The sequence below is a fragment of the Methanooceanicella nereidis genome, assembly GCF_021023085.1.
GTDB classification, from domain to species: domain Archaea; phylum Halobacteriota; class Methanocellia; order Methanocellales; family Methanocellaceae; genus Methanooceanicella; species Methanooceanicella nereidis.
Genome location: NZ_PGCK01000011.1, coordinates 120,213 through 144,619, shown reverse-complemented (window position 1 = coordinate 144,619; position 24,407 = coordinate 120,213). Strand labels below are relative to the sequence as shown.

The following is a 24,407-nucleotide window of genomic DNA, read 5'->3' as shown; positions in this document are numbered from 1 at the left end:
ATACATTCTCTCATAAAATACCAAAAAAGAATGTAATCCACCTTCAAAACAATAAAAACACTTTTCTACCCCACAACCAAAACCAACAACACACCAAACCCAAAAAACACAAGCACGGGAACACTGGTTTCTGTGTTTCAGTGAGGTTAGGTGTCTACCTGCCATCAGACAGGCGCAACCACAAAAACATCACCTGACTTGTTATTTTATTAATGATCTTCAATGGAAATACTCAATACTAATAGTAACTTTTTATCTCCTGTCATGGAAAAGTCATATAACCTGTTCTCATATGGGACATTGATGGAAGAAGCATGCGTTAAAGAGGTTATCGGGAGAGTACCAGAAATGAAGCCAGCCTTAGTAGAAGGCTTTCATCGATTTTTTGATACGGACATCGGTTATTATAGTGCCAGGATGGAAACAGGTGTATCTATAGAAGGCGTACTATTGATGGGCCTTTCAGATAATGAGATCAATTCTCTTGATGAATACGAAGGCGTAAGATATGGGATATATGAGCGAGCAGGCGTAAAGGCCCGTATTGTAGAAAACGGGATGGTAGTCGATGCTTTTATTTATGTAAAAGGTAAAAAACGCTTTATACGTCATTAATTCAGAAATAAAAGACTTTTCTTGATAACTAAAAATAAGCTTATATTATACGATACATCGGGACATTCTGATTTTAAAAATCAAAGACTATATATATGAGAATAGCCATTATCAAAACGCATTAACGTGACAGATGGGCTCGTGGCTTAGTCTGGACATAGCACCGGCCTTCTAAGCCGGGGGTCGAGGGTTCAAATCCCTCCGGGCCCGCCATTAAACACGTTAAAAACGTACAAAAAACGTAAATCTAAAAACGTTTATTAGTGATTAGAGAGTAATACTGTACTCTCGAACTAAGAGGGGTTGTGGCCAAGCCAGGTATGGCGACAGGCTCCAGCGGTGGCAAGGTCAGAAATGGCCTTCCAGAAATATGATGAGCAACGGGTCACCTGAAACTCCCGACGGGGAGTTTGTGAGGAGCCGTTGGAGCGCTGATTTCAGTGCTTTCTGGTTGAAATCCCAGTTTATCGGAGAGACCTGTCGATCAGGGGTTCAAATCCCTTCAACCCCACCTTATTTTTATGTGATTTATAAAAGGAAAACAATTTTGGAGTTAATTCTAACATATCAAAATATATTATATTAATATCAAGTACTTTTTATTTGGTCGATTTGTCAGAATGTTGATTCTGGTAAAATATAATCAATATTTGAAAAATTAGAATACTAAAAGGTATCTATATGTTCAAAAAATTTTTAGAACTAATAATTTTTATTATATTTGTTTATTATTTAATTATATCATATAAGACATAAGCACTAATTAATATATAAACACAGGAAATAGAAAAATAAAATAATGTATCTATGGCCATAATCATTATTAATAACAATACAAAAGAAATGCCAATTATAAAAATACTAGTAACTTCGTTATATATGTTATTTAGTAAATTATCAATTATCAATAAAAGATATACAAGTAATGCTGATAAAGCTATGATCGCCAATGAGTTTATAAATAATATTAAATTATAATTTTGTTCATCATTCTTATTAAATTTCTGTCTTTCATCAATTTTATCAGTAATATTTATATAAATATTATTTACTTTATTTTCAAATATTGTTACATCTAATAGTTTACCTGAATAAGATTCATTGAATACCTCAATATTATAATTACCACTTCCAATATTATAATTTATACAATTTGATTGCCCCGTTTCTAAAGATAAGTTTGTAAATAAATTGGGTCTTTTATTATTACTATAAATCTTAATCGTTGAATTATTAACAGTATTTTCATTACCATCATAAACATATATATTAATATTGGAAAGATTTGTATACCTATAAGTAACATCTTCAATGGTACCATTTGGATAAAGTGCATAGGCATAGGATATATCTAATTTAAGATAAGACTCCATATCTAATTCAGGATCATAAGCATTTTCTTGTGTTGAATCAATGGTTATCCATTCATCATCTATTAAGACTTCATTAAAAGCATGATCTTCGCCATTAAGACATATATTTCTAACTTTAATATTACTCATATTTGCTAATTCAGTAAATACGAAAGAATATTCTCCACAAGCTCCAGATTTTGTAATTATTGCCCATTTACCCGAATCCCATAATGAAGAGTTAGATGTCCCCTGATAACGAGTATAAATTGAGAACAAAGCATTCTTTGGATTTTCATTACTAAAAAATATGAAATTATCTATTTTAATATTATATGGTATTCTTAAAATATAGTCTAGATAAGGTTCTTTTGGCGATTCTTTTAATAATGTCTGATAATTTATTATTAAATAGGAATTAGTATATAATATGGAAAAACTTTTGCCATAAATATTTAATAAATTTTGTTTTTGCCAATCCAATATTTTAATAGTATTATTTTTATCTGTATCAGATTGATTAATAATATTATTTGATAATTCCAATGTATATTTATTGTTATAATATTTACCTATAATGTTATCAATATGTTCTGTATTATACATCGTTGAAAATGATATTACAGAAGATATTACAATAAACATAAGTAGTAAAACTTTTTGATTATTGTTTATTTTAAAAGCTTTTTTTATTTTGATTAATATATTCTCCATAGTAGTTATTAGTTTACCATTATTAGTACTGTTTATCGTTCTGAATGATTCAACGAACATTAATGGTAAGATAAATATAAAGTATGAAAGTATTATATATTGAATTACAAAGTCTAATTTTATTGAAAATATATTTACTAAAATAAATAATATTGTTATTGAAAACCATAGTATTAATATTGAATTTATTATTTTCTTAAACATGTATAAAATTTAAACTGTAAATAATTAATAATAAATTTTGTGATTATATTTTCGGTTCATTTAATACTTATAATAAAATATATAGTATTAATTCTATGTCTATAAGAATTATTTTTAAAGATAATTTTGAGGTAATTATTTACAAAGAAGCTGCTAACGGCAATAATTTTATTATTATCTCTAAATCACTCATAGCTTGATTATAAGAAATATCTTCGTCTACATATTTATAATAAATTTTTTCGCTACTATCATAAGTCTTTTGATATTCTTTAATTGTATATCTCAAATATTCAGTTTCTTCGTTAAATTGTTTATATTCTTTTGAATCAGTAGGATAGTAAAACTTACATTTTTGACAAGCAGCTATTGTATCATAAGCTGATGAGATATAATCATCAGTTCTCACTTTTAAACCATCGAGCCATAGCTTATATGCTTCTTTTGTATACAAATCAATATCTTGATAATAATAATAGAGACAGTACTCTTTATCATTTAACATATTTACTTTATTTATACATTCGAAAACTTCATTAATTTCTTTGGAACCATTTGTTATCATGTTAGATCTATGGAAATTACCGCCTGAAATTGTAGGTGCCGGATTAATAGTTGGTTTTTGTGTATTTGTATAATCTATAGAATAGTCATCTTCTACGCATCCACAAAAAGACGATAATATAAATATTATTCCTATTAACAATACTGACTTATTCATATCGAAGTCCTCGAATATAATATTAATATTTAATAACTTATATGTATATATAATTTTAAAATTGTTTCTGAAAGGTATAAATTTTATAAATAGTTACAATTTATGTTATTATAAACAGCGTAGTATAATTAACACTCATAGAAATATGAAATAACAATTAAACTACTGGAAAATCAATCATATCTTGATAATAGATAATTCAATCCGTATATGCAATTGAATTGTCTATAGTTCATAATTTTCATAGATTTTATATATAATTACTTATATATTTTTATCAGGTGGATTGGAAATGATAATACCTGAACGGGTAATAAAATACTTTTTTACCCCAGTTAAACCTGTTAAAGCCCTTATCAGCCTTATGGTAATCGGCTTCATTCATTTTTTAAACATTGCAATGGCCATGACAGTAGATGAACAAAAAAGTGGCATATCTCGCGAAACCGACACAAGTAGCGACTATGCAGCGCGTGAGAAAGACGCATACACGATCGGCGTCCAAGCATATATCTATGGTCTGGCGCCAGTCATTATGGAACGGACGGAAAAATTATTCGTTACGATGCCAGGCGCAGGTCATGCTTCGATCAATCAGTTCGGCCATAAGGGACGTTTGACAACACCGAATGATACGGAAGTCGTGACACCGAACGTGGATACACTTTATTCGATAGCATGGCTTGAGCTGGGCAACGGGCCGATTATCCTACATGTCCCGGACACTGATGGAAGGTATTACGTCATGCAGCTTATGGACGCGTATACAAATAATCTTGACAGCATAGGCCGCAGGACCACCGGCACTGGAGAAGGTAATTTTGCCATTATAGGCCCCGGCTGGAACGGCAGCCTTCCCGAAGGCTTAAATCCTGTCAGATCTCCTACGAATACGGTGTGGATCATAGGAAGGGTACTTGTTAATGGCGAATCCGACATTCCCGCGGTCCGGGCACTGCAGGAACAATTCACATTGACACCGTTAGATCAGTTCGGAAAGCCTGCGGCAAGTGTAAAGGATCAAACACTATCCGATTTCAATAAAATGTTTCCGTCCACGGAAGCACAGGAAAAGTTAAAATTCTTCGAAGAGCTCCGCGTCGCCTTAAAGAATAACCCTCCTCCAAAGGGGGAAGAAGCTCTTATGGCCATATTCGACAGGATCGGCCTCAGAAAGAATGAAACACCCTATGGTAATGACCTGGATCATGCAATGGCCGATGGCCTGTCACGCGCTGTCAAGGATGGGGATCAGATCGCTAAGACTACCTGGGCGACAATGAAGGGTATAAGCGTGAACGGTTGGACATATTTGGCCGGGACAGGTATGGGCATATATGGCTATGATTATCTGTTACGTGCTGCAGTGGCTGATGGGGGTCTTGGGGCTGTTTTACCTCAGGAAGCGATATATGCAAAATCAGAGGTGGATTCTGATGGTCAGCAGCTAAACGGTGCCAACAAATACATAGTGCACTTCGATAAGGATAATATGCCCTCGGCAGATGCCTTTTGGTCATTGACCATGTATGATTCGACGACGTACCTGCTAGTGCCCAACGCCAAAGATCGATACGCTATCGGGGATAGGACATCCGGTCTGAAATACGAATCTGACGGGTCTCTGGACATATACATACAGCATGATCCGCCGTCCGGGTCCGGATCGAACTGGCTGCCGGCTCCCGAGGGGGATTTCTACCTTATCCTCAGGATGTACCAGCCAAAGCCGGATGTGCTGGAGGGGAAATACCCGATACCTCCTGTACAAAAGGTCGGTTGAGTATAATACCTTTGAGAGGGTAGCGATCCTATAAGCTACCCTACCGATATTTTTAGAATAAACTGGCAACATTACTACGAACTTTATGCCCTTGGTGAGGTCACCGGTCATATTGCCTTCCACTCATACTTTTCCATTGTAGCTTTCTACAAGCGACTTAACTAAATAAAGATACGGCAGGATCATACTTTTTACATCATTAAAGCTATAATGATCAATATAATAGTTGTAATAGCTTTGATCAAGTTTTACGAGTATAATTTTTTAGAAAGCCAATGAATATTAAAAAATGTCAAAAAACATCATTAGCTATTGAATAGACTATAAAAATAGGAAAAGGAGTTCCATGGGACTTTTTTATATCTTTCTCCCTGTACTCCTTTCAACTCCACAAACCTCAATTACCCTATCGGCAGGACCTTCCGTCCAAAAGTCTCGTTAAGAATATCCGCCATGGCCAGATAAAAGGCGCAGCTGCCACAGAAGATACCAATGTACCCGCCGATGGTCTTGATAAGCGCTTCACCGGTATAGTCGCCGATCGCAATTACGAAGAAGAGCACAGTTGCGGAGCCGAAGATGATCCGGAAGATCATGGGCTTATTCAGTGTGGCGATGAACATATAGGCCATAAACAGTCCCCATACGCCGATCAACGCGCCCATAGACTTCCCGTCTACGGCAGCCGCCAATCCCAGTGTCGGGAGCAGCTGGATAGCGATAAAGAGGATCCAGAATAGCCCGAAGGATGTGAAAGCTGTCCCTGCGAACGTGTTTCCTTTATGGTATTCCAGCCACCCCGCAATAACCTGGGCTATACCGCCGTAGAAGATGCCCATGGCGACGATCATTCCTAAACTCTCTGCCGGTATGAGACCTGCCAGTTTCATGCACAGCAATATAGTGGTCATGCCAAAACCCATCAGGCCCAGCGGCGCCGGGTTTCCAAGGACGGCTGGCTTCACTGGGGCTTCCTGTACCACACTAACAACCTTTTGTTCGACTGTCAATAAAATTACCCAAATGTCTTCATTATTTATTCTAGATATAGGTGGCGCTATATCATTAATAATCATGAGTTAAAATAAAAGTAAATTATAACGATTATTAATTGCATTTAAGGTTTTATAAAAAAGTTTTAGCTATTTTATCCATATTTTTATGATCGTCTCTATCACGGTCATGAGTATCAAGAAGGTTAATTCTTGTTTTTATCTTATGTACCTGCTTTGACTATTTTAGAGATAAAAAAGATCTTCCGCAATATCGAATATTGTTAACATAAAATATAAGGAGGCTATTAGCCTCCAATAGTTTAAATATCAATTCACCTGACCCACCAGTTCCGTCCGTCATACCAGCATTGCCTGCCATATGAGTCGCGGTATGATTGACTGTTTTCGTCATATTCGCAGGGACCTCCGGGCTTTAGTAAAACCGTAGGCTCTGAATAGCTTTGTGTTGGCGGCGGCACTATTATCGTTGAAGTGGATGTTCCCGGTACCGGGTAGGGAACAGGAACATATTGTGTTGCGGGCGGATAATATTGTGGTGGATATCCCGGCTGACCACCAGGCGGCCAGGGTTTTGGCGGTACAAAATCAACAGGCGGTTGAGGTTTTTTTATTGGCTCAATAAGTCCCGGGACAAATTTAGACGGTTCCATGTATGTCGGCGGGCCCAGGCCCGGTGAAAGTGGTTTATCTATCACCTTAGTAAATCCCGGGGAGGGTTGAGCCATTCCCGTAGCGGTTATCGGTTGGCCTAAGATCGGGGATTGTTGTGGTCCCGTTACACCGGAGATTATTGGGTATGGCTGGGCAATCCCCTTAACGGATATTGGCTTTCCTGTGGCGAATCCGTTCGCATAACAGGTCGGTATCAACAATCCTGCGGCTGTTAAAATGATCATAAAAACTAAAAATAATTTTAATATCCGGTTCATGCTAATATCACCAGTTAATATTGAAAATATATTAATTTAAATATTATTATATATTTTTACAATAATATCCTAATTTTTAATATATTAATTATAATCCATAATTGAAAGAAATCAACACTGTTGGTGAACGAATGTTCTTTTAAAAATAAAAAGCACTTATTATACTAAAATATACAATTATATGATCATTTATAGAATATTTACTGATTATAATATTATTAGATACGCTAATAACAATAATTGATTAATGGGTACATCAATTGTAGGATTAATAAATGAGTATCAGTTAGTTGTAGGTTTATGATAGAAATCTTTTATAATAGTATCATTAAAACTGAAACTTTAATTAAATGTATATGATCGTAAATATTCATATAAATAATAGAAAAACATTGATCCGGGGTCTGATGCGTGAAATATTTTTACATTAAACCAGTTATGCTGGGTATCTTAGGCGGAATATCATTGCTCATAATTTATTTTCTAGTTATTTATGGGCTTGTAGCTGTCTTTGATACTGGCGTTAACGGCGGAAATGATGCTGTGACAGACCCCTTGCATCCTCCCACTCCTACGCCCATTCATGAGCCCAATGAAGTGCTTATAGTCTTGTTTATTGTCCTAAATATAGTAACACCTATTTTAATGGGGCTTATTGGAGCCGTTTCGGTCCGGCTCGCATCAACAGATAAGCTAACACTGTTACAGTTAATGTATGTCTCAGCGTTCCCGGGAGCGTTATCTATCTCGATACCTTACTTAACTATCGGACTACTTAATTCAGTGGCGGCTAATGGTAGTCAGCCGATCATATATCCTGACTTGTTGTATAATGTCATAATTATAGCGCCAGGTATCGCCTGCTCTATCATTGGTGGCGTTATATATGGAGCTATATCAAATAAGATTAAAAGTTAAACGTATCTCATCTGCCATGTGAAGAAATCTTAAAAAAAGCCATTATGCTATGGAAAATTCTATGTTAATTCAATACAGTTGTAGTGGTATATAAATAATCCATTATTATACAATATTAATGTACAGTTTATCGTATTTTTTTAAAGTTCTATACTGCCTTAAAAAGAAAATAAATTTGATATCATGATATTGCGATTCACATCTCTTTCAACATATCATTAAGGGTGTTAATGGAAACGCCTGTCTGGTCCGAGACCTTAATGAGCACCTGTTTCAACAGCGCCGGGGTCAGGTCCCTTGTCTGCTGTATCATAATGCTCTTGACGTTCCCCTCTCTCTGGAATATGGCATGTAAGCCGTCCGTGGTCTTATTCACATAGCCTAATTTTTCCAGAAGCTTCACGAGTTTTTGCGGTTCTATTGGTGCTTGTTTTGTCATTTCTATTTTCCTCAGGCCGGTGTCGAGCAACGGTCTAATTTTATATATTATTATCTGATTAGCATGTCATTCATATATAAGTCTCTATCGTCTGAATTTCTTAAAAAGCTTAATAATCTTACAACAGATAAATTCGGAGGATAGATAAGATAAAAGGTCGTGAACTGGCTGATGGGTGCGAATAAGTACTTTTTCAGATTAATTGATCCCATATATAATTCACATAGCTCTGATGGCATCGATCGATAAACTCGAACACGGTACATTTGAGGTCTTTATTGTAATAGGGAAGATATAATAAAACCATGAATTAACTGTATACGATACTTCGTGCGACGTGTCTTTAGTTCGTTGGTAATATTTTTCCTATTTGATCTACCTTGACTGTCTGTTAACGATCTTTAATCCCTCAAACCATAATATGCCCAGTATACTGGCCGCTGCGCAGATGACCAGGTCGATCAAGTGTAGCTGACCGAATTGAAATATGGACGACAGGAACGGTACGTATAGCGATAAAGCCAGGAAAAACAGGGCTATGATCGAAACTCCTAGAAGTGCTTTATTCGGTGTCCTGATCATTTCCGGTATCGTCCTGCTCCATGAGCGGTTTGTGAATACAAGGCTAAGGTTCGCTATAACAAGTGTCGTAAAAGCAAGAGCCCGGGCTTGCTCCTCGCTCTCCCCAAGCATTGGTGCTCCCCTGTAAACGGCTGCGACTATTGCCAGTATGACCAGCCCCTGTAAAATGCTTATAAATATCATCTTTTTATCAAAGATAGGCTCATTCAATTTTTTAGGAGGTCTTTTCATCACGTCTTTCTCTTCAGGCTCCGCTTCAAATACTATCGAACAAACCGGATCGATGATAAGCTCTAAAAAGGCAATATGTGCGGGGAAAAGCATTATCGGCCATCCCAGGAGCACGGGGAGCAGGGACATTCCTGCAATGGGTACATGTATGGCAAAAATATACGACATCGCCTTTTTTAAGTTATCGAATATCCTCCTTCCCATTTTTACCGCTTGCACGATCGAAGAGAAATCATCGTCCAGCAATACGAATGACGATGCTTCGCGTGCGACTTCGGTCCCCCTGCTTCCCATGGCGAATCCGATATGTGCGTTTTTCAGCGCGGGCGCATCGTTCACGCCGTCGCCGGTCATTACGACGACCTCTCCGTTCTTTTTTAGAGCTTCCACGATGCGCAGCTTCTGTTCCGGAACGACGCGGGCAAACACGTTCACATTACCTATACGCCTTTTTAACTCATCATCGCCCATCTTTTCAAGCTCAATGCCGGTAATTATCTCATTGCACGGCGATATCCCCGCCTGCTTTGCGATATTTTGCGCGGTGACAGGGTAGTCGCCTGTGATCATAATGGTCCGTAACCCGGCCTCATAGCATTCTTTAACAGCATTTGCCACCCCGGGACGTAGCGGGTCGTAGAACCCTATGAGCCCTATAAATTCAAAATTAAATTCGTGCTGATCCGTCGGAAGGTCGCTTTTTTTAAAGACGGCTCGTGCTACGCCAAGGACCCGTAATCCTTCCCCTGCCATTTCCTGTACACTGGAATTCAATTCAGATATTTTTTTATCATCCATGTGGCACAGGTCATATATGGCTTCGGGAGCGCCCTTTGCCGCGATCACATATTCATTGCCTTCCGGAGATCTCCATACGTGTGAAAGCGCGAGGAGTTTTTTTGATAGAGCATACTCCTGGACAAGGATCCAGCTATCATGCAAATGTTCCGTGTTTATAAGTATCTTATTTCCGACGTCCTTTATCGCTTTCTCCATAGGGTCAAACGGGTCATGCTGGCTGGCCAGTATTGAGTATTCCATAAGCTCGTGGAAGGGTTCGGGCATCGAAGCTGTATTTTCATCGATCGTAAAAAATTTTCCCTGCGCGTAAAGCTTTCTTAACGACATCCTGTTCATCGTGAGCGTGCCGGTCTTATCAACAGATAGCACTGTCGTAGAGCCAAGCGTTTGTATCGATCTGAGCTGCCTTGTCAGCACTCTTCTTTTCGACATACGCCATGCGCCAAGGGCCAGAAAGATCGTTAAGACGACCGGTATCTCTTCGGGGATAAGCGCCATTGCGAGAGTGATCCCTGTGAGCACTCCGTTAAGCCAGTTTCCTCTGGTAATGGAATAAATAACGATGACCAGGACGCACAAAGCCATTCCAGCGGCCGCGAAGATCTTGACCAGCTTTTTAGTCTCTTTTTGAAGAGGGGTTTCCTCCGGTTCTAATGTCTGAAGGGCTTTACCTATTTTACCGATTTCTGTGTTTATCCCGATCTTATTTACCTCAGCTACACCATGCCCCTGCACTACAAGAGTGCTTGAATATACAAATGGGAGGTCATCACCGCCAGGCCTTTCTATTACCGATTCTTTTTCGCAGGGGACTTTCCTTACGGGCACTGATTCTCCTGTGAGCAGCGATTCGTCGATAAGTAAATTGCTGCAGGAAAGGACGACGGCATCGGCTGGCACCCTGTCCCCTTCCGACAGCATGATAATATCCCCACGTACCACTTCTCTTCCGGGTATTCTGGCGGCCACTCCATTCCTGATGACCAGTGCACGCGGGCTTGATAAGCTTTTTAGCGCTTCAAGGGCCCTCTCTACCTTCTGCTCCTGATAAATGGTTATCCCGATGACCACGAAAACGAACACGAGCAGCATGAGAGCTTCTTCAACATCCCCGATCATGAGGTATATGGCCCCGCCGGCTATGAGAAGTAAGAACATCGGCTCTTTCAAAACTTCAAGGGATATGTCTATAATAGTGCGCTTTTTACTCGCAGGTAATTCGTTATAACCCTCCGTTTTTATCCTTTCAGCGGCTTCGTCTTCCGTAAGGCCTTTTATATTTTCAATGCCCGGCTCTTGCACAAATTTCACCATTGAACAATAAAGATTACTATGTGCATTGTATTACAAATATGTTATATCTGGCAATATGTTGGCCGGAAGCAATCTTTGATCCTGGTGATTACGGCGAAAATAACGGGGCGGCCGATCCAATATATTCCCTTACCACACACCTGTTCGCGAGCCCTAACGAGGTACTTATGATATTGTTGATAGTCACATTTATTACAAAACCAATTATGATTGCGCTTATGTGGGCGGGTTCAGACTGGTTCGCCTCAACCGATATCTGACACAATAACAATTGATATCTGTTTCAGCAATTTCCCGGGCGGTATCGAACCCTGTATTATACCTGATTTTCGAACTTTACTATAACTTCACAATATATCGCCCATATGACCAGCCCATCCTATGGCACAACTGGTTGTATACAGTAATGCGGATGGTTACCGGTATCATCTGTACAACAATTGGCGGTGTTATTAATTGTATAATAACAATTAATCTAAAAAATTTATTTTAGAGAAAAAATGAAAACATGATGTTAGTATATTGTTGTTTTTTGTAATATTTTCTTATTTGTTTTTATCTTTATACTTCCTAAAGTCAACAATTTTTAGATAATGATCTCTAAAAATGATCTTAATTATTGTTTTAAAATGTTAAAAAAATTAGGTTTTATTATTTTTTGGATTCAAACGATAGTTAAGATCATATGAATGGGATCTTATTAATAAGACCGGCCGCTATTCCCCATAAAATAGCAGCGTATACGAGATCGATCCAGAAGAACCTGAGTACATTTGCGATAAAAATGATGATGACAAGCGGAAGACCTAACAGTATGAGAAGATTTTCTCTCCATTCCGTTTTAGTCGATGCCCATAAACTTTTTGCATCTCCTATGCTTGGAAATGAATGCATCGCAAATGATATCCCTAACCAGATCAAGATCCCGTTAAGGATAGTGTTAATGTTAAAAGCCGCGATCATAAATACTAATAATGAAAACAGGCTATTGATGATGAATGGTGCCGTAGTGATCAAGAAAGATTCCTTATAAAATACAAATTAGTCATGTTCCACGTATCCGGCCGGGTCTCCGAATGAAAAATATTTAACTTTATAAACAGGCACGCCTAACAGGTCGCAAAATATTTTATGGCTAATTTCATGGAGAATTACTCCGGGAAAAGTGATCCATGTAACGATCATACCAGGTAAATTTGCCAATTAATACCACCTTATAAATTAAAAATTATTTTTTTAATTATACGGGTAAATATTAATAAATTTTTGCTTATTTTCTTTCTTGTAGATAAAAGTTTATTTATTCTGGTGTTAACATGTATATTATGCATAATCCTTCCAGATATTTTCTGATCATAATTTGTATCATAGCAGTCACGACATTAGTCTGCGGATGTTGCGGTCTTTTCCCTCAGGAAGAGAAACCAGCTCTGACCCGTGCTCAAACGATACCCGCAGACGTGGTAAAGATGGGGCCGGAAACTGATGACTTCGCTCCCATCGTTCATTCATACAAATGGGAAAAGCCTGTACCCCTGGAAGGACCTATCAATACGGCAGGTGCCGAGGACTCTCCTTTCATAACTTCTGACGGAAATACGTTCTATTTCTTCTTCACCCCTGACGTCAGAGTCCCGGTGGAGAAACAGATCATCGATGGCGTAACAGGCGTATATGTGTCGAAAAAGGTCAACGGGGCCTGGACCGAGCCGGAGAGGTTTTTCCTGAACGGTGATCTATCAATGGACGGATGCATATGCCTTCAGGGTGATACCATGTGGTTCGCATCGGTCCGTACGGGGAACTATGGCCAGGTCGACGTATATACGGCAAGAAATGAAAATGGAAAATGGGTCGACTGGACTAATGCCGGGGAGCAATTGAATAAGCAGTATGACATTGGCGAGTTCCATGTAACACCGGACGGTAATACTATATACTTCGGCTGGTCGGCTAACGGGACCGACACAGGAAGCATATGGGAAGGCAACAGGGACATATACAAGTCCGAAAAGGTCAACGGAGTATGGAGCCAGCCGGTCAGCCTTGGCCCTAATGTGAACAGCCAGTATATGGATGACCAGCCGTTCATCTCGGCTGACGGCAACGAACTCTGGTTCACCGGGCAGAGCAGGCTTGGATATACCGGCCCTGCCGTGTTCCGCAGTGTAAAGATGCAGAACGGCGAGTGGGGACCGGCGGAAGAGATCGTATCGAATTTCGCAGGCGAGCCGACGCTTGACGCAGCCGGGAATATTTACTTCATACATCACTACTATAAAGACGGCAACATGATCGAAGCCGACGTATACGTAGCGCGTAAAAAATGAGGTGATCGAAAGCCATGTTTAGATATCCCGGGAACCTTTGCATGATAATGATGATCGCGGTAATCGTTTCGGTCACGGGTTGCTTCCAGGAAACTACGCCATCAGTCAATGATAATAATGGTGACATATGGAAGGACGTGCCTAACGAAAAGATAGTGTTCATGTCAAAAGCCGATTCGTCCTCAGGCGAATTGTATCTGCAGGACAGGAATGGTATAACTCGCCTGACGAATAATGACCGTCATGAGAACAATCCGGCATTATCCCCTGACGGTAAAAAAGTGGCTTTCCATGCAGGGGATATCAACGACCTGTTGAGCTGGGACATATACGTGCTTGACCTTGAGACCGGTGAAGAAACGCGGCTGACCGATAACCGTGTCATAGACGGCCATCCTGATTGGTCTCCGGATTGTACGAAGCTTGTATTCGGTTCCTTCCGTGATGCACAGGGTAATCCGTCGGGAGCTGCTGATATTTATGTTATCAATATTGATGGTACCGGATTAAAACGGCTGACGGACTCCCCATATGAAGACAACGATCCGGAATGGTCGCCTGACGGAACTAAAATAGCGTTCAAGTCAACCCGTGATACCTTGCAGAGTGCCCGTGAAGAGATATATGTAATGGACAGCGACGGCAGCAACATACGAAAATTAACGACTACCAGCGGCAGCCAGTCGGATCACGACCCGAGCTGGAGCCCGGATAGCTCAGAGATAGTGTTCACCCGCTACGAAGGCAGCAGGCCGTGGACGGATATAGTGAACACAAATATCCTGATTGAAAACTGGAAGGAACTTACGCCCTGGAACGTCTATAAGGTCGATCTCGGAGGAAATACTGAAAAACTGACGAACCTTGGCCATATGTCCGGTCTTCCTGTATTTTCAGGCGACGGGAAGAATATCCTGTACTTGAAGATCGACCTGATAATCATAGATGGTAAAGCAGCAGGCGCCACTCACAGGCTTATCCTGATAAAACCCGACGGTACTGGTGAAAAGCAGCTGATATCCGACAATGTACACACGCCAACACTCGAATACTACGACTGGTGAGATCATATGGGAACCATAATATACTTCTTCAAACACAGCCCCGGGGATCTTTACCATATGGCATGATAAAAAAAATAAAAAATAACAGATAGGAACCTCTATCTGTTATTTATTGCCTGGGTTTTATCCACAGGAAATAGGCCGCTACACCCGATATAATGGCTAATGCAAGTAATATTAACAAAAGACCCGTATCGTTCCATTGATCATCACTTATGGCCATTGACGGCTCCGGTGTCGGTGTTACCGGGACCGGTGTAGGTGACGGATCTGTTGTGGGCGTAATTGATACTGAAGGAATAGCTGTCGCCGTTGGTGTTGTGACCGGCGTTGTTACGGAATACAGGTTAGGGACGCTTTGCGGCGGGAAGTAAATGAACTGGCTGCCGTCAGCAGGGTTGCTTGCATTATCTACTGTACGATAAAATATCGTTTTCTGCCTGTCAAGCGGTACTTTGAACGGTTTTACGTATATGTTCCAGTTAACACCCTCAATGCTGTATTCAGTATAGTTTATCCCTGATATACTGTCACTTGCCGTAAGAGTGACCGTGACATCCGATTCAAACCAGCCCTGGTTAGCCTTAGAGCCGCTCAGGCTGCATTGAATTATAGGTGCTGACATGTCAACGTTTATAGTCTCGCTTTCAGAGTCACCTATATTTCCAGCTATGTCCACGCTCCTGTAGGTCAATATATGCTGCCCTTCGCTGATATTGAACGTACATGCGTAATCTGTCCATCCGGCTCCGTCGATGTTATACTCAATTTTCGCGACCCCGGATACGCCATCGTTGGCAGTGAGTGTCACTGCTACCTCTGAGATATACCAGCCATTGTTACCGGGCAGGCCGTCCAGCGAACAATACGCGACGGGAAGCGTTTTATCAATACTTATCGTAACATTTTTCGCAAGTTCAATATTACCGCCGTTATCGACAGAACGATAATACACCTTGCCGGTCCCTTCGCTCGAGACAGTAAACGTTGAGCCGTCAGTCCAGTCATTACAGTCAAAACTATATTGTGAATGATCGACTCCGGAAACATTATCGATCCCTATGATACTCCCAGTAACGTCCGAGGTATACCACCCGCCGGTGCCCGACGTGCCGTACAAAACGACCGAAGATACCGGCGGGATGCTGTCCACGTAAACAGCGGCGTCATCGAAGACATTGATAAAGTATTCGAATACCTGCACGCGGTAATTACCGGTATCGGCTATAAGCACGTCATCATCGCCGTTGATCTCTATGCCGGTGGGGCCTTTGAACTCTCCGTCTCCGCTGCCATTTACCCCCAGCCTGTATACAAAATTACCCGCGGGGTCAAAGATCTGGAAACGATCATTACCGGAATCAGCAACAAAGACATAATCGCTTGAGTTTATGGCGATTCCATAGGGCGTATTTATCTGCCCGTCCTGGCTGCCATATCCGCCCCACCCATTAACGATTACCCCTGATTGATTGATCACTAAAATATTGCTATAGGTACTATTCGTTTTTACTACGGTATACACATATCCGCTGGAATTTATGGCGATACCCGTGAACTGGCTGAAGTCAAACATATTGTTCGCCATGTTCCAGAGATCTCCCCATTTTTCCATAAATTCATTTAATTCTTCTTCATCTGTTGGCGGATTGATCAGCAGATCGAAAAATGAACTGAATATGTCACCGCCGCACCAGCTATTGATCGGGTTGCCATTCGGGTCGTAGATCTTGATCTTATAGTTGCCGGTCATCATTGGCAGTGCCGGCATATTAGTAACGTAAACATTTTCGTATTGATCAATAGCAATATCGTAAAGATAAGCAGGTATGGTCATGCCTAAAGGAATGCCAAAAAAATTCATGTCAAAGTTCAAAGACCATGATCTGACAAAATTGTTATCAGGATCAAATACGAACACTGTACCCTGCATATAGTCCGTTACATAAACGTGATCGCTACTATTGATGGCGATACTGTTCGGGCATCTTGGAAGATTGCTGCCGTAGCCGACGAAGTTCCCATCCGGATCAAATATCTGGATACAGACTTTATCTACGACATATATGTAACCGCTAGAATTAACTGCGATACCTGAAGCTCCTGAGAAACCGCCGGGCTGTGATATAAAATCAATTGTGTCCAGACTATTCCCCTCGGAGTCCGTCACGCAAATAAAATTTGACATCGACATATCGGTCGCCGAGACATAAATATGCGGATAATATACTTCATCATTCAGTCCTATATCGATGGGAATTCGCAGGGGAATAAACCCGGGTAAGGGCTCATTAGTTATATCCCATGTATAAAGGAAATTTCCATTTTTATCAAATACGCTTACATTATCGCTAAGATCATTAGTGACATAAACAAAGTCGCTGTCATTTATCGCTATGCCTGATACGCCTCCGGGGTCGCTGCTCCATGCGCTCACAAGCGAGCCATCCGAAGAGAAAACCTGTACGCGCTTATTTCCATAATCTGCGACATATACATAGCCTGAAGAGTTTATGGCCAGGTCGAAGGGCCTGGTGAAGTTACCGGGCTCAGTTCCCCCCATCCCCCATGTGTCTACAAAGTTATAATCACTGTCGAAGACCTGAATTCGATTATTATAAGAATCTGCGACATAGATATGATCGTTAGATTGATCTATGTCGATACCCATTGCCAACAGGAATTCTCCGGTGCCATTACCCATGACCCCAAACCGTCCGTAGTATGAGAGATCCGGAGAATATACCACCACATCGACCGGCTCTGTCACGAACATATAACCGCTAGAGTTAAAAGCCATATCAAGGGGTAAATTTTCCATAAAGTTCGTGGATTCACCCAGTATCAGGCTTTCCTGATATGTTCCATCGGGGTTAAAAACGTAAATGAATGATTTCGTTTTGTAAACGTTATTATCCATATACATATTGAAACCGGACACAAATACATTTCCGCTACCGTTTACAATAACGCTTAACGGATAGGACGAAGATATTATATCAGAAGGCTGGCCCCATTTTTTAGAAAACGAGTAGATATCCGTAGAATTGACCCTTACTGAATAAATGCCGTCTTCCAGATAGTTGCCATTATTATCGCACCCGTCCCAGACTATACTGTAAGACCCGCTGCTTTTTACTCCCTGGTCGATATTCCTTACAAGGACGTTGTTTTGGTCATATATCTCCAGGATGACCCGTGATATTCCAACGTCATCCAGCGTATAGCTTATCGTAGTTGGTTGCGGTGATTTAATAATGTGTGGTTCAGCAAGCAGATCGTTAACAGTTGGACTTGCAGCATTTACTGTCTGAGCAATTAAAATACATAAGATTATAACTACCGCTAATGATGGCACCCCGGATTTCAAGACTATATACCCCCTCATTGATTGCTAAGCCATATTTAATTGAGGCATTGCTAATTAATCGAATATTTATTAAGAACTTCAATTTCTAAATATTTAAATATATCCGGGATAATTTTTTTTAGAAAAATATGTAATTAAAAAGTAGCGGGAATATGCCCGCTTAAAATTCTTTTTATATTACTTTTTCATCTAACAGAATCCACCGAATCCCGGGCCATAGGGTACAGGTCCGCATCCGCCAAATCCTCCGCAATACGGAATAGGAGCAGCCACAGGTACCGGAGCCGCGACAGGTACAGGTACGGGTACAGGGACCGGTATGGGCTGACCCCATAATCCGTTCGGTCCATAGACTCCGAACAGTCCGCCGAAACCACAACTTCCTATGGCAGGAGGCCATAGATATGCATTAGCCGGCTCTGTCATGACCAGCACAGTCACAACTATCGCGCCAAGAATTATCAGTTTTTTAAGATCCATTTGATTCCCCCCTACAATTGCTAATGTTACATTAAAAGATAAAAAATAAAGCCGATTATATGGCGGAATTAAGCGAACCAGGCATAATTTTTTATCAGCCTTCAAGGAATCCCTTACTGGTGATTCTTTCTTATCAAGCGTGCAACGATCTGCTGGTAAATGAATATCGGTATCAGTCAAAAAGATGATCTTTTCCGGTATCCTCTATTAAAAGTATTTGTATAACGATTTTATACTAAAAATGCGATTACATTCCTGGTGATATAATGGATGAAAAATATATATCGGCTATCAAGGCCGGTGTAATTGGTGGAGTGATCTTATCAGTAATTCAATTGATATCTAATTTTATACCGTGCATCGGCTGCTTAATAGTACCAATAACCATGATGGGTGTAGGAGTGCTTGCGCTCTATTTAGGTGCAAACTTTGTAACAAAGCTTATTGACGCTGTAGTAATATCCGGTATATCCGGCGCTATTGCAGGCGTTATAGACGGCATTGTCATAATGTTATTGATAACACTGGGCGGCAGCCTTTATTCCAGTTCCATTTCAGGCGCTGGTGCCAGCTTTTTCGCCGGCATTATAAGCATGCTCTTCGCGATCGTTATGGCCACTATCTTCGCCGTTATCGCAGGCGTGATATATGCGTTCCTGGTCATGAAGATCACGAAGTAAAGACGCATTAGCTCAAAAAAGTGATAGGCTTAAATGCCTATTCTATTATTTTTAATATGGGCTTTATGCTTTTTTGTTTATTTGATCTTTCTTTCATATGATTGTATTTTTAATCCATAAAGATGAATATCATTAATTAAAATATTCTTAGCGGCATATTTTGAAGCGATAAAACTTGGAAAGTCAAGCACTTTTTTCTACCGCCATCTCTTCTTCTTTCATCTCGCGCTGTAAAAAGAAGTTAAGGAACGTCCTTATCGCCGCAATAGCAGCCAGCATACCCAGATCTTCCCAGGTCGGCTCGATCGCCGTTACCAGTATATCCGCAGCGAGCATGAACTCCAGGGCCAACACCAGATATCTTGAAAAAGCCAGTCGTGCAAGATTATAACTTTTCAGGCTCGGTGATCTGATAATTTGTAAAATTTTATATGAAGCTACAATGATACCTGCAGCTATTAAAATGATACTTATCAGTTCGGCGATCTGTTTTATCCACAACGCGCCGTTAATGATATAATATTCAACGTCTATCATATTGATCCCTGGATTCTTATATTATGGGCCGTTACCTTACGGTCAGCTTACTCATCATTCCTTTAATTTAGATCCATACGGGATTTTTGATCTTATGGCAATAGATAATTCAGGCGGCAGTGAAGCCGCCTTGAACGATCTTAATCACCAATGCCTTTCTTCATCATTTCGAGGCCCTTGTCGATGGTAAAGCTTGCAGCCTTCTGCCGCGGAGGGAATTCCTTAAATGTTTCCATAAACCTCCTGACCATGTCCTGCGCAGGCACAAGCATGAACGCGTGATCCAGCAACCAGTCATAATAGGTGTTCGATGTAATATCCGCCCTCTCGAACGGGTCCGTTCGCAGGTTAAAGATCTTCGGAACACGCAGCGGTACGAAAGGTTCTGCCCATATACGAAGTGTGCCCTCTGCTCGCTGTTCCATGAACACTGTTTTCCAGTTATCATATCGCAGGGCTACAAGATCTCCGTCGTCCGAGAAATATATGAATCCCTGGCGTGGGTTCTTTTTCTCCTTGCCTGTCAGGTATGGAAGCATGTTGAAGCCGTCAAGGTGTACTTTGAATTTTTTATTACCTGCCTTATGGCCTTTGAGAAGTTTCTCTTTTATTTCCGGCTCCCCTGCTGCCGCAAGCAAAGTCGGCAGCCAGTCAAGATGGCTAACGATATCGTTTGACACGGTGCCTGGCTTGATCTTTCCGGGCCATCTTGCCATGCACGGAACCCTGAAAGCCCCCTCCCAGTTCGAGTTCTTTTCGTTGCGGAAAGGTGTCATTCCCGCGTCAGGCCATGTATTCATATGCGGCCCGTTATCCGTACTGTACATGACTATCGTATCGTTCGCTATACCTAACTTATCCAGCAGGTCGAGCATTTCTCCCACATGCTTATCATGGTCTATCATAACGTCGTGGTATTCGGACTGCCATCTTCCGGACTGGCCGATACTCTTTGGTTTGGCATGTGTGCGGAAGTGCATGTGCGTCGTGTTGAACCATACGAAAAACGGTTTTCCTGCTTTATGCTGGCGTTCGATGAAATCCTTCGCGGCCTTAAGGAACTCCTCGTCCACTGTCTCCATCCGCTTTTTAGTCAGCGGGCCAGTATCTTCTATACGGCCGTCCGCATAACAGTGAAGCACTCCGCGAGGGCCGAATTTTTTCTTGAAGTCCGGGAAATCCTTTTCAGGGGGGTAATCCCTTTGTTCCGGTTCTTCCTCCGCGTTCAGGTGATAGAGGTTGCCGAAGAACTCGTCGAAGCCGTGGTTGGTCGGCAGGAACTCATCCCTGTCGCCAAAATGGTTTTTCCCGAACTGGCCTGTCGCGTATCCGAGAGGTTTCAACAATTCCGCAATAGTCGGGTCTTCAGCCCGAATGCCCTGGTCAGCCCCTGGCATTCCTACTTTACTTAATCCTGTGCGGAAAACGCTCTGGCCTGTTATGAAAGCCGCTCTGCCAGCCGTACAGCTTTGTTCGCCATAGTAGTCTGTGAATATTATGCCTTCATTCGCTATGCGGTCTATGTTTGGCGTACGATAGCCCATCATGCCCTTACTATAGGCGCTTATGTTCCAGTAGCCGATGTCATCTCCCCAGATGACCAAAATATTAGGTTTTTTTGTCGCTATAATATCATCCCCATGAATTTTTATTATAGTCAGTCATATCTTTGAGATACACCCACAGAGGGGCGTCCATGACATTTTTTGAATTTTATACCGCTTCCGCAGGGACAGGGGTCATTTCTGCCGGCTTTGAAATGCTTGCGGTCTTCCTCGGCCATCAGCTTCATGACATTTTCAGCCGGATAGCCTCTCAATAATAATCCTGCTATCAGATTCGCCGGGCGATCTATGTGGTGGAAAAACGACTTGTATCCGTCACAAAGATAATTCAAGCCCGGCTCCCCGGAAGGTGCTATAAGAAATCTGTTTTTAGGGCATTCACCATGACATGCGAAGCGTACGTCGCAATCCAGGCAATATTTTGGTAATGTCTTAAGTTTGTCATCGCCAAACTTTCGCTGTCTGTCTGAAGCTGCCATTTCGCTTAAATGGGTTTCATTGATATTGCCAAGCAGATAGTCCGGCTCTACAAAATGATCGCATGAATAGAGGTCCCCGTTATGCTCGAGAGCCATTCCATAACCGCATACGGGATCGAATACACACATGCCGGATGACGGCAATCTCAGCCAGTTTCTTATTGAGGCTTCAAATGTCTGGACAAATATCCTGCCCACGTCATGCCTTACCCATTCGTCGAATATCCTGTTCAGGAAATTGCCGAACTGTCCGGGCATGACTGAACGGTCGGAAACTACGTCCCCTCTCTGGTAAAGGCGTGTTCCTTCTTCATTTATGCGCTCAACGACCGGGATGAACTGCATCCATGTCGTACAGGCCTCGTCCCGTAAAAATCTATACACGTCAAGCGGCCGTTCAGCGTTAATCTTGTTTACCGCTGTGAGTACATTGTATTCCACGTTATGCTTTTGCAGCAGCCTTAAGCCGCGCATCACCCTGTCAAAAGTAGGCCTGCCGGCTTTATCTTTACGGTAAATGTCGTGTAACTCTTTCGGGCCGTCGATACTTATGCCGATCAGGTAGTCGTTATCACGAAAGAACCTGCACCATTCATCGTTCAGCAATGTGCCGTTGGTCTGCAGGGTATTATGAAAGATCATGCCCGGCTTTTTAAATTTCTCCTGGAATTCGATAGCCCGCTTAAAGAAATCGATGCCCATTAATGTGGGCTCTCCGCCCTGCCATGCTACTGTCACTTCTTTAGTTTTATGGGACTCTATAAGCTGGCGTATATAAGTCTCCAGGACTTTATCGCTCATACGAAAATCACTGTCAGGATAGAGACTTTCTTTATCCAGGAAGAAGCAATAAGAGCAGTTAAGATTACATATTGCCCCTGTTGGTTTTGCCAGCACATGTATCCGTGCAGGGATCTTATTTGTCATTGCCTCATTCTCCTCAAATGATGGACGGTATTATAATGCCGATCCCTTGCATCTACAAAATATCAAGGACATACTTGTCCGGTATTAATTATTATTGCAGGACCGGTCCATGGACGTTAAACACCGTAAAGTAGCTTTTCGATTTTTATTATAAATTATAATTTATATATTGTTTATGTGTATTTATTAACGGTTATCTAAAGAATTATCCGAGTATCGAATAAACTGTTCCGGCAATAGTTTCTTTTAAAACAATGATCTTACATTTTATATTATTCAGATCCGGCCTATCCAAATTTGATCACTTAAAATGTATGGCTTGATCTTATTTTGTATTTATGTGATCATAGTAAAATAAAAAATATGAGAAGGATGTTTTTAGCGATCCTTCTTAATCACCATGTAAATTATTCCCAGCAGGCAAATTAGTGCCAGTAAGCCTTCAAAACCGGGCGAGCTTGTCATTGTCGGAGATGGTAACGGACTTGGCGACGGCTCCGGTGGCGGCGACGGCATCGGTGTAGGCGTTAATGTCGGCATTGGCGTGGGGCTTGGGGATGGCTCCGTGTCTATTGATTTTTTTACGTCGGTATTCTGTGACGGATCATAATTATAGTAGTATGTCGATGGTGGGGATCCGGACTGAGAAGGTACGCTTGTAGGTACAGGCGTCACAGTTGGCGTAGGTGTCGGAGTTGCTGTGGGTGTCGGTGTCGGTGTCGCTGTAGAATTGGGTTCCGGAGTTGGTGTTGCTGTCGCGTTAGGTGTTGGTGTTATGGTGGCATTAGTAGATGGTGTCGGTGTGGGCGTAGGTGTGGGCGTAGGTGTCGGTGTCGGTGTGGGGGTAGCCACCGTTGTATTAATATCTACGGCAGGCATCTGGTAAATTTGTTGTCCGGGACTCAACGGGTCAACGGTATCTGTATACGTATGGCCTTGATAGCTGGCCGAAAACGGCATGCTGGTCCCGTAAGGCAGCCCGTTGATGACGTATATGCCGTCCTGTCCGTTAAAATTGGATGTTGTCGCGGAACCGGGGCCGCAAGTTACAGAAACACCGTTCACGGCCGCGCCGTCGACCGTGACGAGCCCTACTATCGTCGCGTTATCCTCCGTTTGTGCCAGTGCGGCGGACATCGCAAAGCATGTCAAAACAATTGTTCCTAACAATATGCAAGGCATTATTATCAATATTCGTTTCGATTTTAGCATGTGATCACCTCTGATGTTTGTTTTCCCTCTGTAGTAAGAATGAAAGATGGCGCCCGGATAAGAAATGCAAAACCGACGGTTGATGCAATCTTCTCCCGAAAGTAAGCTAGGTGACATCTGATACAGAAAGTATTTTAATTACAT

19 protein-coding genes and 2 tRNA genes are annotated in these 24,407 nt (G+C 41.4%); 9 read left to right on the top strand and 12 right to left on the bottom strand.

Going from position 1 to position 24,407, the window contains the following annotated elements:
• Positions 1–264: 264 nt before the first annotated feature.
• The 3 genes from CUJ83_RS13030 to CUJ83_RS13020 all read left to right on the top strand — a co-directional run bounded on the left by CUJ83_RS13030 (position 265) and on the right by CUJ83_RS13020 (position 1,126).
• The gene (locus CUJ83_RS13030; protein ID WP_230742758.1) at positions 265–615 is read left to right on the top strand and encodes a gamma-glutamylcyclotransferase family protein; all 351 of its coding nucleotides are present in this window, start codon (positions 265–267) and stop codon (positions 613–615) included.
• Positions 616–750: 135 nt separating this feature from the next.
• Positions 751–828 (top strand) — tRNA-Arg (locus CUJ83_RS13025).
• An 86-nt stretch (positions 829–914) separates the two neighbouring features.
• Positions 915–1,126: transfer RNA gene (locus CUJ83_RS13020), tRNA-Trp, on the top strand.
• Positions 1,127–1,343: 217 nt separating this feature from the next.
• Here the strand turns inward: CUJ83_RS13020 and CUJ83_RS13015 are convergent.
• Both CUJ83_RS13015 and CUJ83_RS13010 read right to left on the bottom strand, forming a co-directional pair.
• Complete coding sequence (locus tag CUJ83_RS13015) at positions 1,344–2,885, bottom strand: transglutaminase-like domain-containing protein (protein WP_230742757.1); 1,542 nt, start codon at positions 2,883–2,885, stop codon at positions 1,344–1,346.
• 139 nt (positions 2,886–3,024) lie between these two features.
• On the bottom strand, positions 3,025–3,606 hold the full coding sequence (locus CUJ83_RS13010; protein WP_230742756.1) for a hypothetical protein: 582 nt from the start codon (positions 3,604–3,606) through the stop codon (positions 3,025–3,027).
• A gap of 400 nt (positions 3,607–4,006) precedes the next feature.
• Between CUJ83_RS13010 and CUJ83_RS13005 the strand changes: the two genes are divergently transcribed.
• Positions 4,007–5,389 carry a DUF1254 domain-containing protein gene (locus CUJ83_RS13005; protein ID WP_230742755.1) on the top strand — a complete coding sequence of 461 codons (1,383 nt, stop codon included), beginning with the start codon at positions 4,007–4,009 and terminating at the stop codon, positions 5,387–5,389.
• Positions 5,390–5,790: 401 nt separating this feature from the next.
• On the opposite strand, the gene CUJ83_RS13000 is transcribed toward CUJ83_RS13005, so the two are convergent.
• Positions 5,791–6,354 (bottom strand): acetate uptake transporter, encoded by a 564-nt coding sequence (locus tag CUJ83_RS13000; RefSeq protein ID WP_439651972.1) that lies wholly within the window; start codon positions 6,352–6,354, stop codon positions 5,791–5,793.
• Between the two features lie 362 nt (positions 6,355–6,716).
• Entirely contained in the window at positions 6,717–7,301 is a 585-nt protein-coding gene (locus CUJ83_RS12995; RefSeq protein WP_230742753.1) for a hypothetical protein, read from the bottom strand.
• A 444-nt stretch (positions 7,302–7,745) separates the two neighbouring features.
• Here CUJ83_RS12995 and CUJ83_RS12990 point away from each other — a divergent pair, with 444 nt between their 5' ends.
• Positions 7,746–8,252 (top strand): hypothetical protein, encoded by a 507-nt coding sequence (locus CUJ83_RS12990; protein WP_230742752.1) that lies wholly within the window; start codon positions 7,746–7,748, stop codon positions 8,250–8,252.
• Between the two features lie 196 nt (positions 8,253–8,448).
• Here CUJ83_RS12990 and CUJ83_RS12985 read toward each other — a convergent pair whose 3' ends face one another.
• The gene (locus CUJ83_RS12985) at positions 8,449–8,691 is read right to left on the bottom strand and encodes a type II toxin-antitoxin system HicA family toxin (RefSeq protein ID WP_230742751.1); all 243 of its coding nucleotides are present in this window, start codon (positions 8,689–8,691) and stop codon (positions 8,449–8,451) included.
• A 375-nt stretch (positions 8,692–9,066) separates the two neighbouring features.
• The gene (locus CUJ83_RS12980; RefSeq protein ID WP_230742750.1) at positions 9,067–11,619 is read right to left on the bottom strand and encodes a cation-translocating P-type ATPase; all 2,553 of its coding nucleotides are present in this window, start codon (positions 11,617–11,619) and stop codon (positions 9,067–9,069) included.
• A gap of 685 nt (positions 11,620–12,304) precedes the next feature.
• On the opposite strand from CUJ83_RS12980, the gene CUJ83_RS12975 reads away from it, so the two are divergent.
• The 3 genes from CUJ83_RS12975 (at position 12,305) to CUJ83_RS12965 (ending at position 15,013) form a co-directional block, all read left to right on the top strand.
• The gene (locus tag CUJ83_RS12975) at positions 12,305–12,652 is read left to right on the top strand and encodes a hypothetical protein (protein ID WP_230742749.1); all 348 of its coding nucleotides are present in this window, start codon (positions 12,305–12,307) and stop codon (positions 12,650–12,652) included.
• A gap of 292 nt (positions 12,653–12,944) precedes the next feature.
• On the top strand, positions 12,945–13,949 hold the full coding sequence (locus CUJ83_RS12970) for a TolB-like translocation protein (RefSeq protein ID WP_230742748.1): 1,005 nt from the start codon (positions 12,945–12,947) through the stop codon (positions 13,947–13,949).
• 14 nt (positions 13,950–13,963) lie between these two features.
• Positions 13,964–15,013 carry a DPP IV N-terminal domain-containing protein gene (locus tag CUJ83_RS12965; protein WP_230742747.1) on the top strand — a complete coding sequence of 350 codons (1,050 nt, stop codon included), beginning with the start codon at positions 13,964–13,966 and terminating at the stop codon, positions 15,011–15,013.
• Between the two features lie 109 nt (positions 15,014–15,122).
• Here CUJ83_RS12965 and CUJ83_RS12960 read toward each other — a convergent pair whose 3' ends face one another.
• The gene (locus CUJ83_RS12960; RefSeq protein ID WP_230742746.1) at positions 15,123–18,383 is read right to left on the bottom strand and encodes an OmpL47-type beta-barrel domain-containing protein; all 3,261 of its coding nucleotides are present in this window, start codon (positions 18,381–18,383) and stop codon (positions 15,123–15,125) included.
• Between the two features lie 189 nt (positions 18,384–18,572).
• Complete coding sequence (locus tag CUJ83_RS12955; RefSeq protein WP_230742745.1) at positions 18,573–18,863, bottom strand: hypothetical protein; 291 nt, start codon at positions 18,861–18,863, stop codon at positions 18,573–18,575.
• A 266-nt stretch (positions 18,864–19,129) separates the two neighbouring features.
• Between CUJ83_RS12955 and CUJ83_RS12950 the strand changes: the two genes are divergently transcribed.
• Complete coding sequence (locus CUJ83_RS12950; protein ID WP_230742744.1) at positions 19,130–19,543, top strand: hypothetical protein; 414 nt, start codon at positions 19,130–19,132, stop codon at positions 19,541–19,543.
• 183 nt (positions 19,544–19,726) lie between these two features.
• Here CUJ83_RS12950 and CUJ83_RS12945 read toward each other — a convergent pair whose 3' ends face one another.
• From CUJ83_RS12945 to CUJ83_RS12930, 4 genes are all read right to left on the bottom strand, one after another.
• Positions 19,727–20,080, bottom strand: coding sequence for a DUF1622 domain-containing protein (locus CUJ83_RS12945; protein ID WP_230742743.1), 354 nt, complete (start codon positions 20,078–20,080; stop codon positions 19,727–19,729).
• 140 nt (positions 20,081–20,220) lie between these two features.
• The gene (locus CUJ83_RS12940) at positions 20,221–21,708 is read right to left on the bottom strand and encodes an arylsulfatase (protein ID WP_369424349.1); all 1,488 of its coding nucleotides are present in this window, start codon (positions 21,706–21,708) and stop codon (positions 20,221–20,223) included.
• A 29-nt stretch (positions 21,709–21,737) separates the two neighbouring features.
• Complete coding sequence (locus tag CUJ83_RS12935) at positions 21,738–23,051, bottom strand: anaerobic sulfatase maturase (protein WP_230742741.1); 1,314 nt, start codon at positions 23,049–23,051, stop codon at positions 21,738–21,740.
• Positions 23,052–23,429: 378 nt separating this feature from the next.
• Positions 23,430–24,263 (bottom strand): hypothetical protein, encoded by an 834-nt coding sequence (locus CUJ83_RS12930; RefSeq protein WP_230742740.1) that lies wholly within the window; start codon positions 24,261–24,263, stop codon positions 23,430–23,432.
• Positions 24,264–24,407 lie beyond the last annotated feature (144 nt).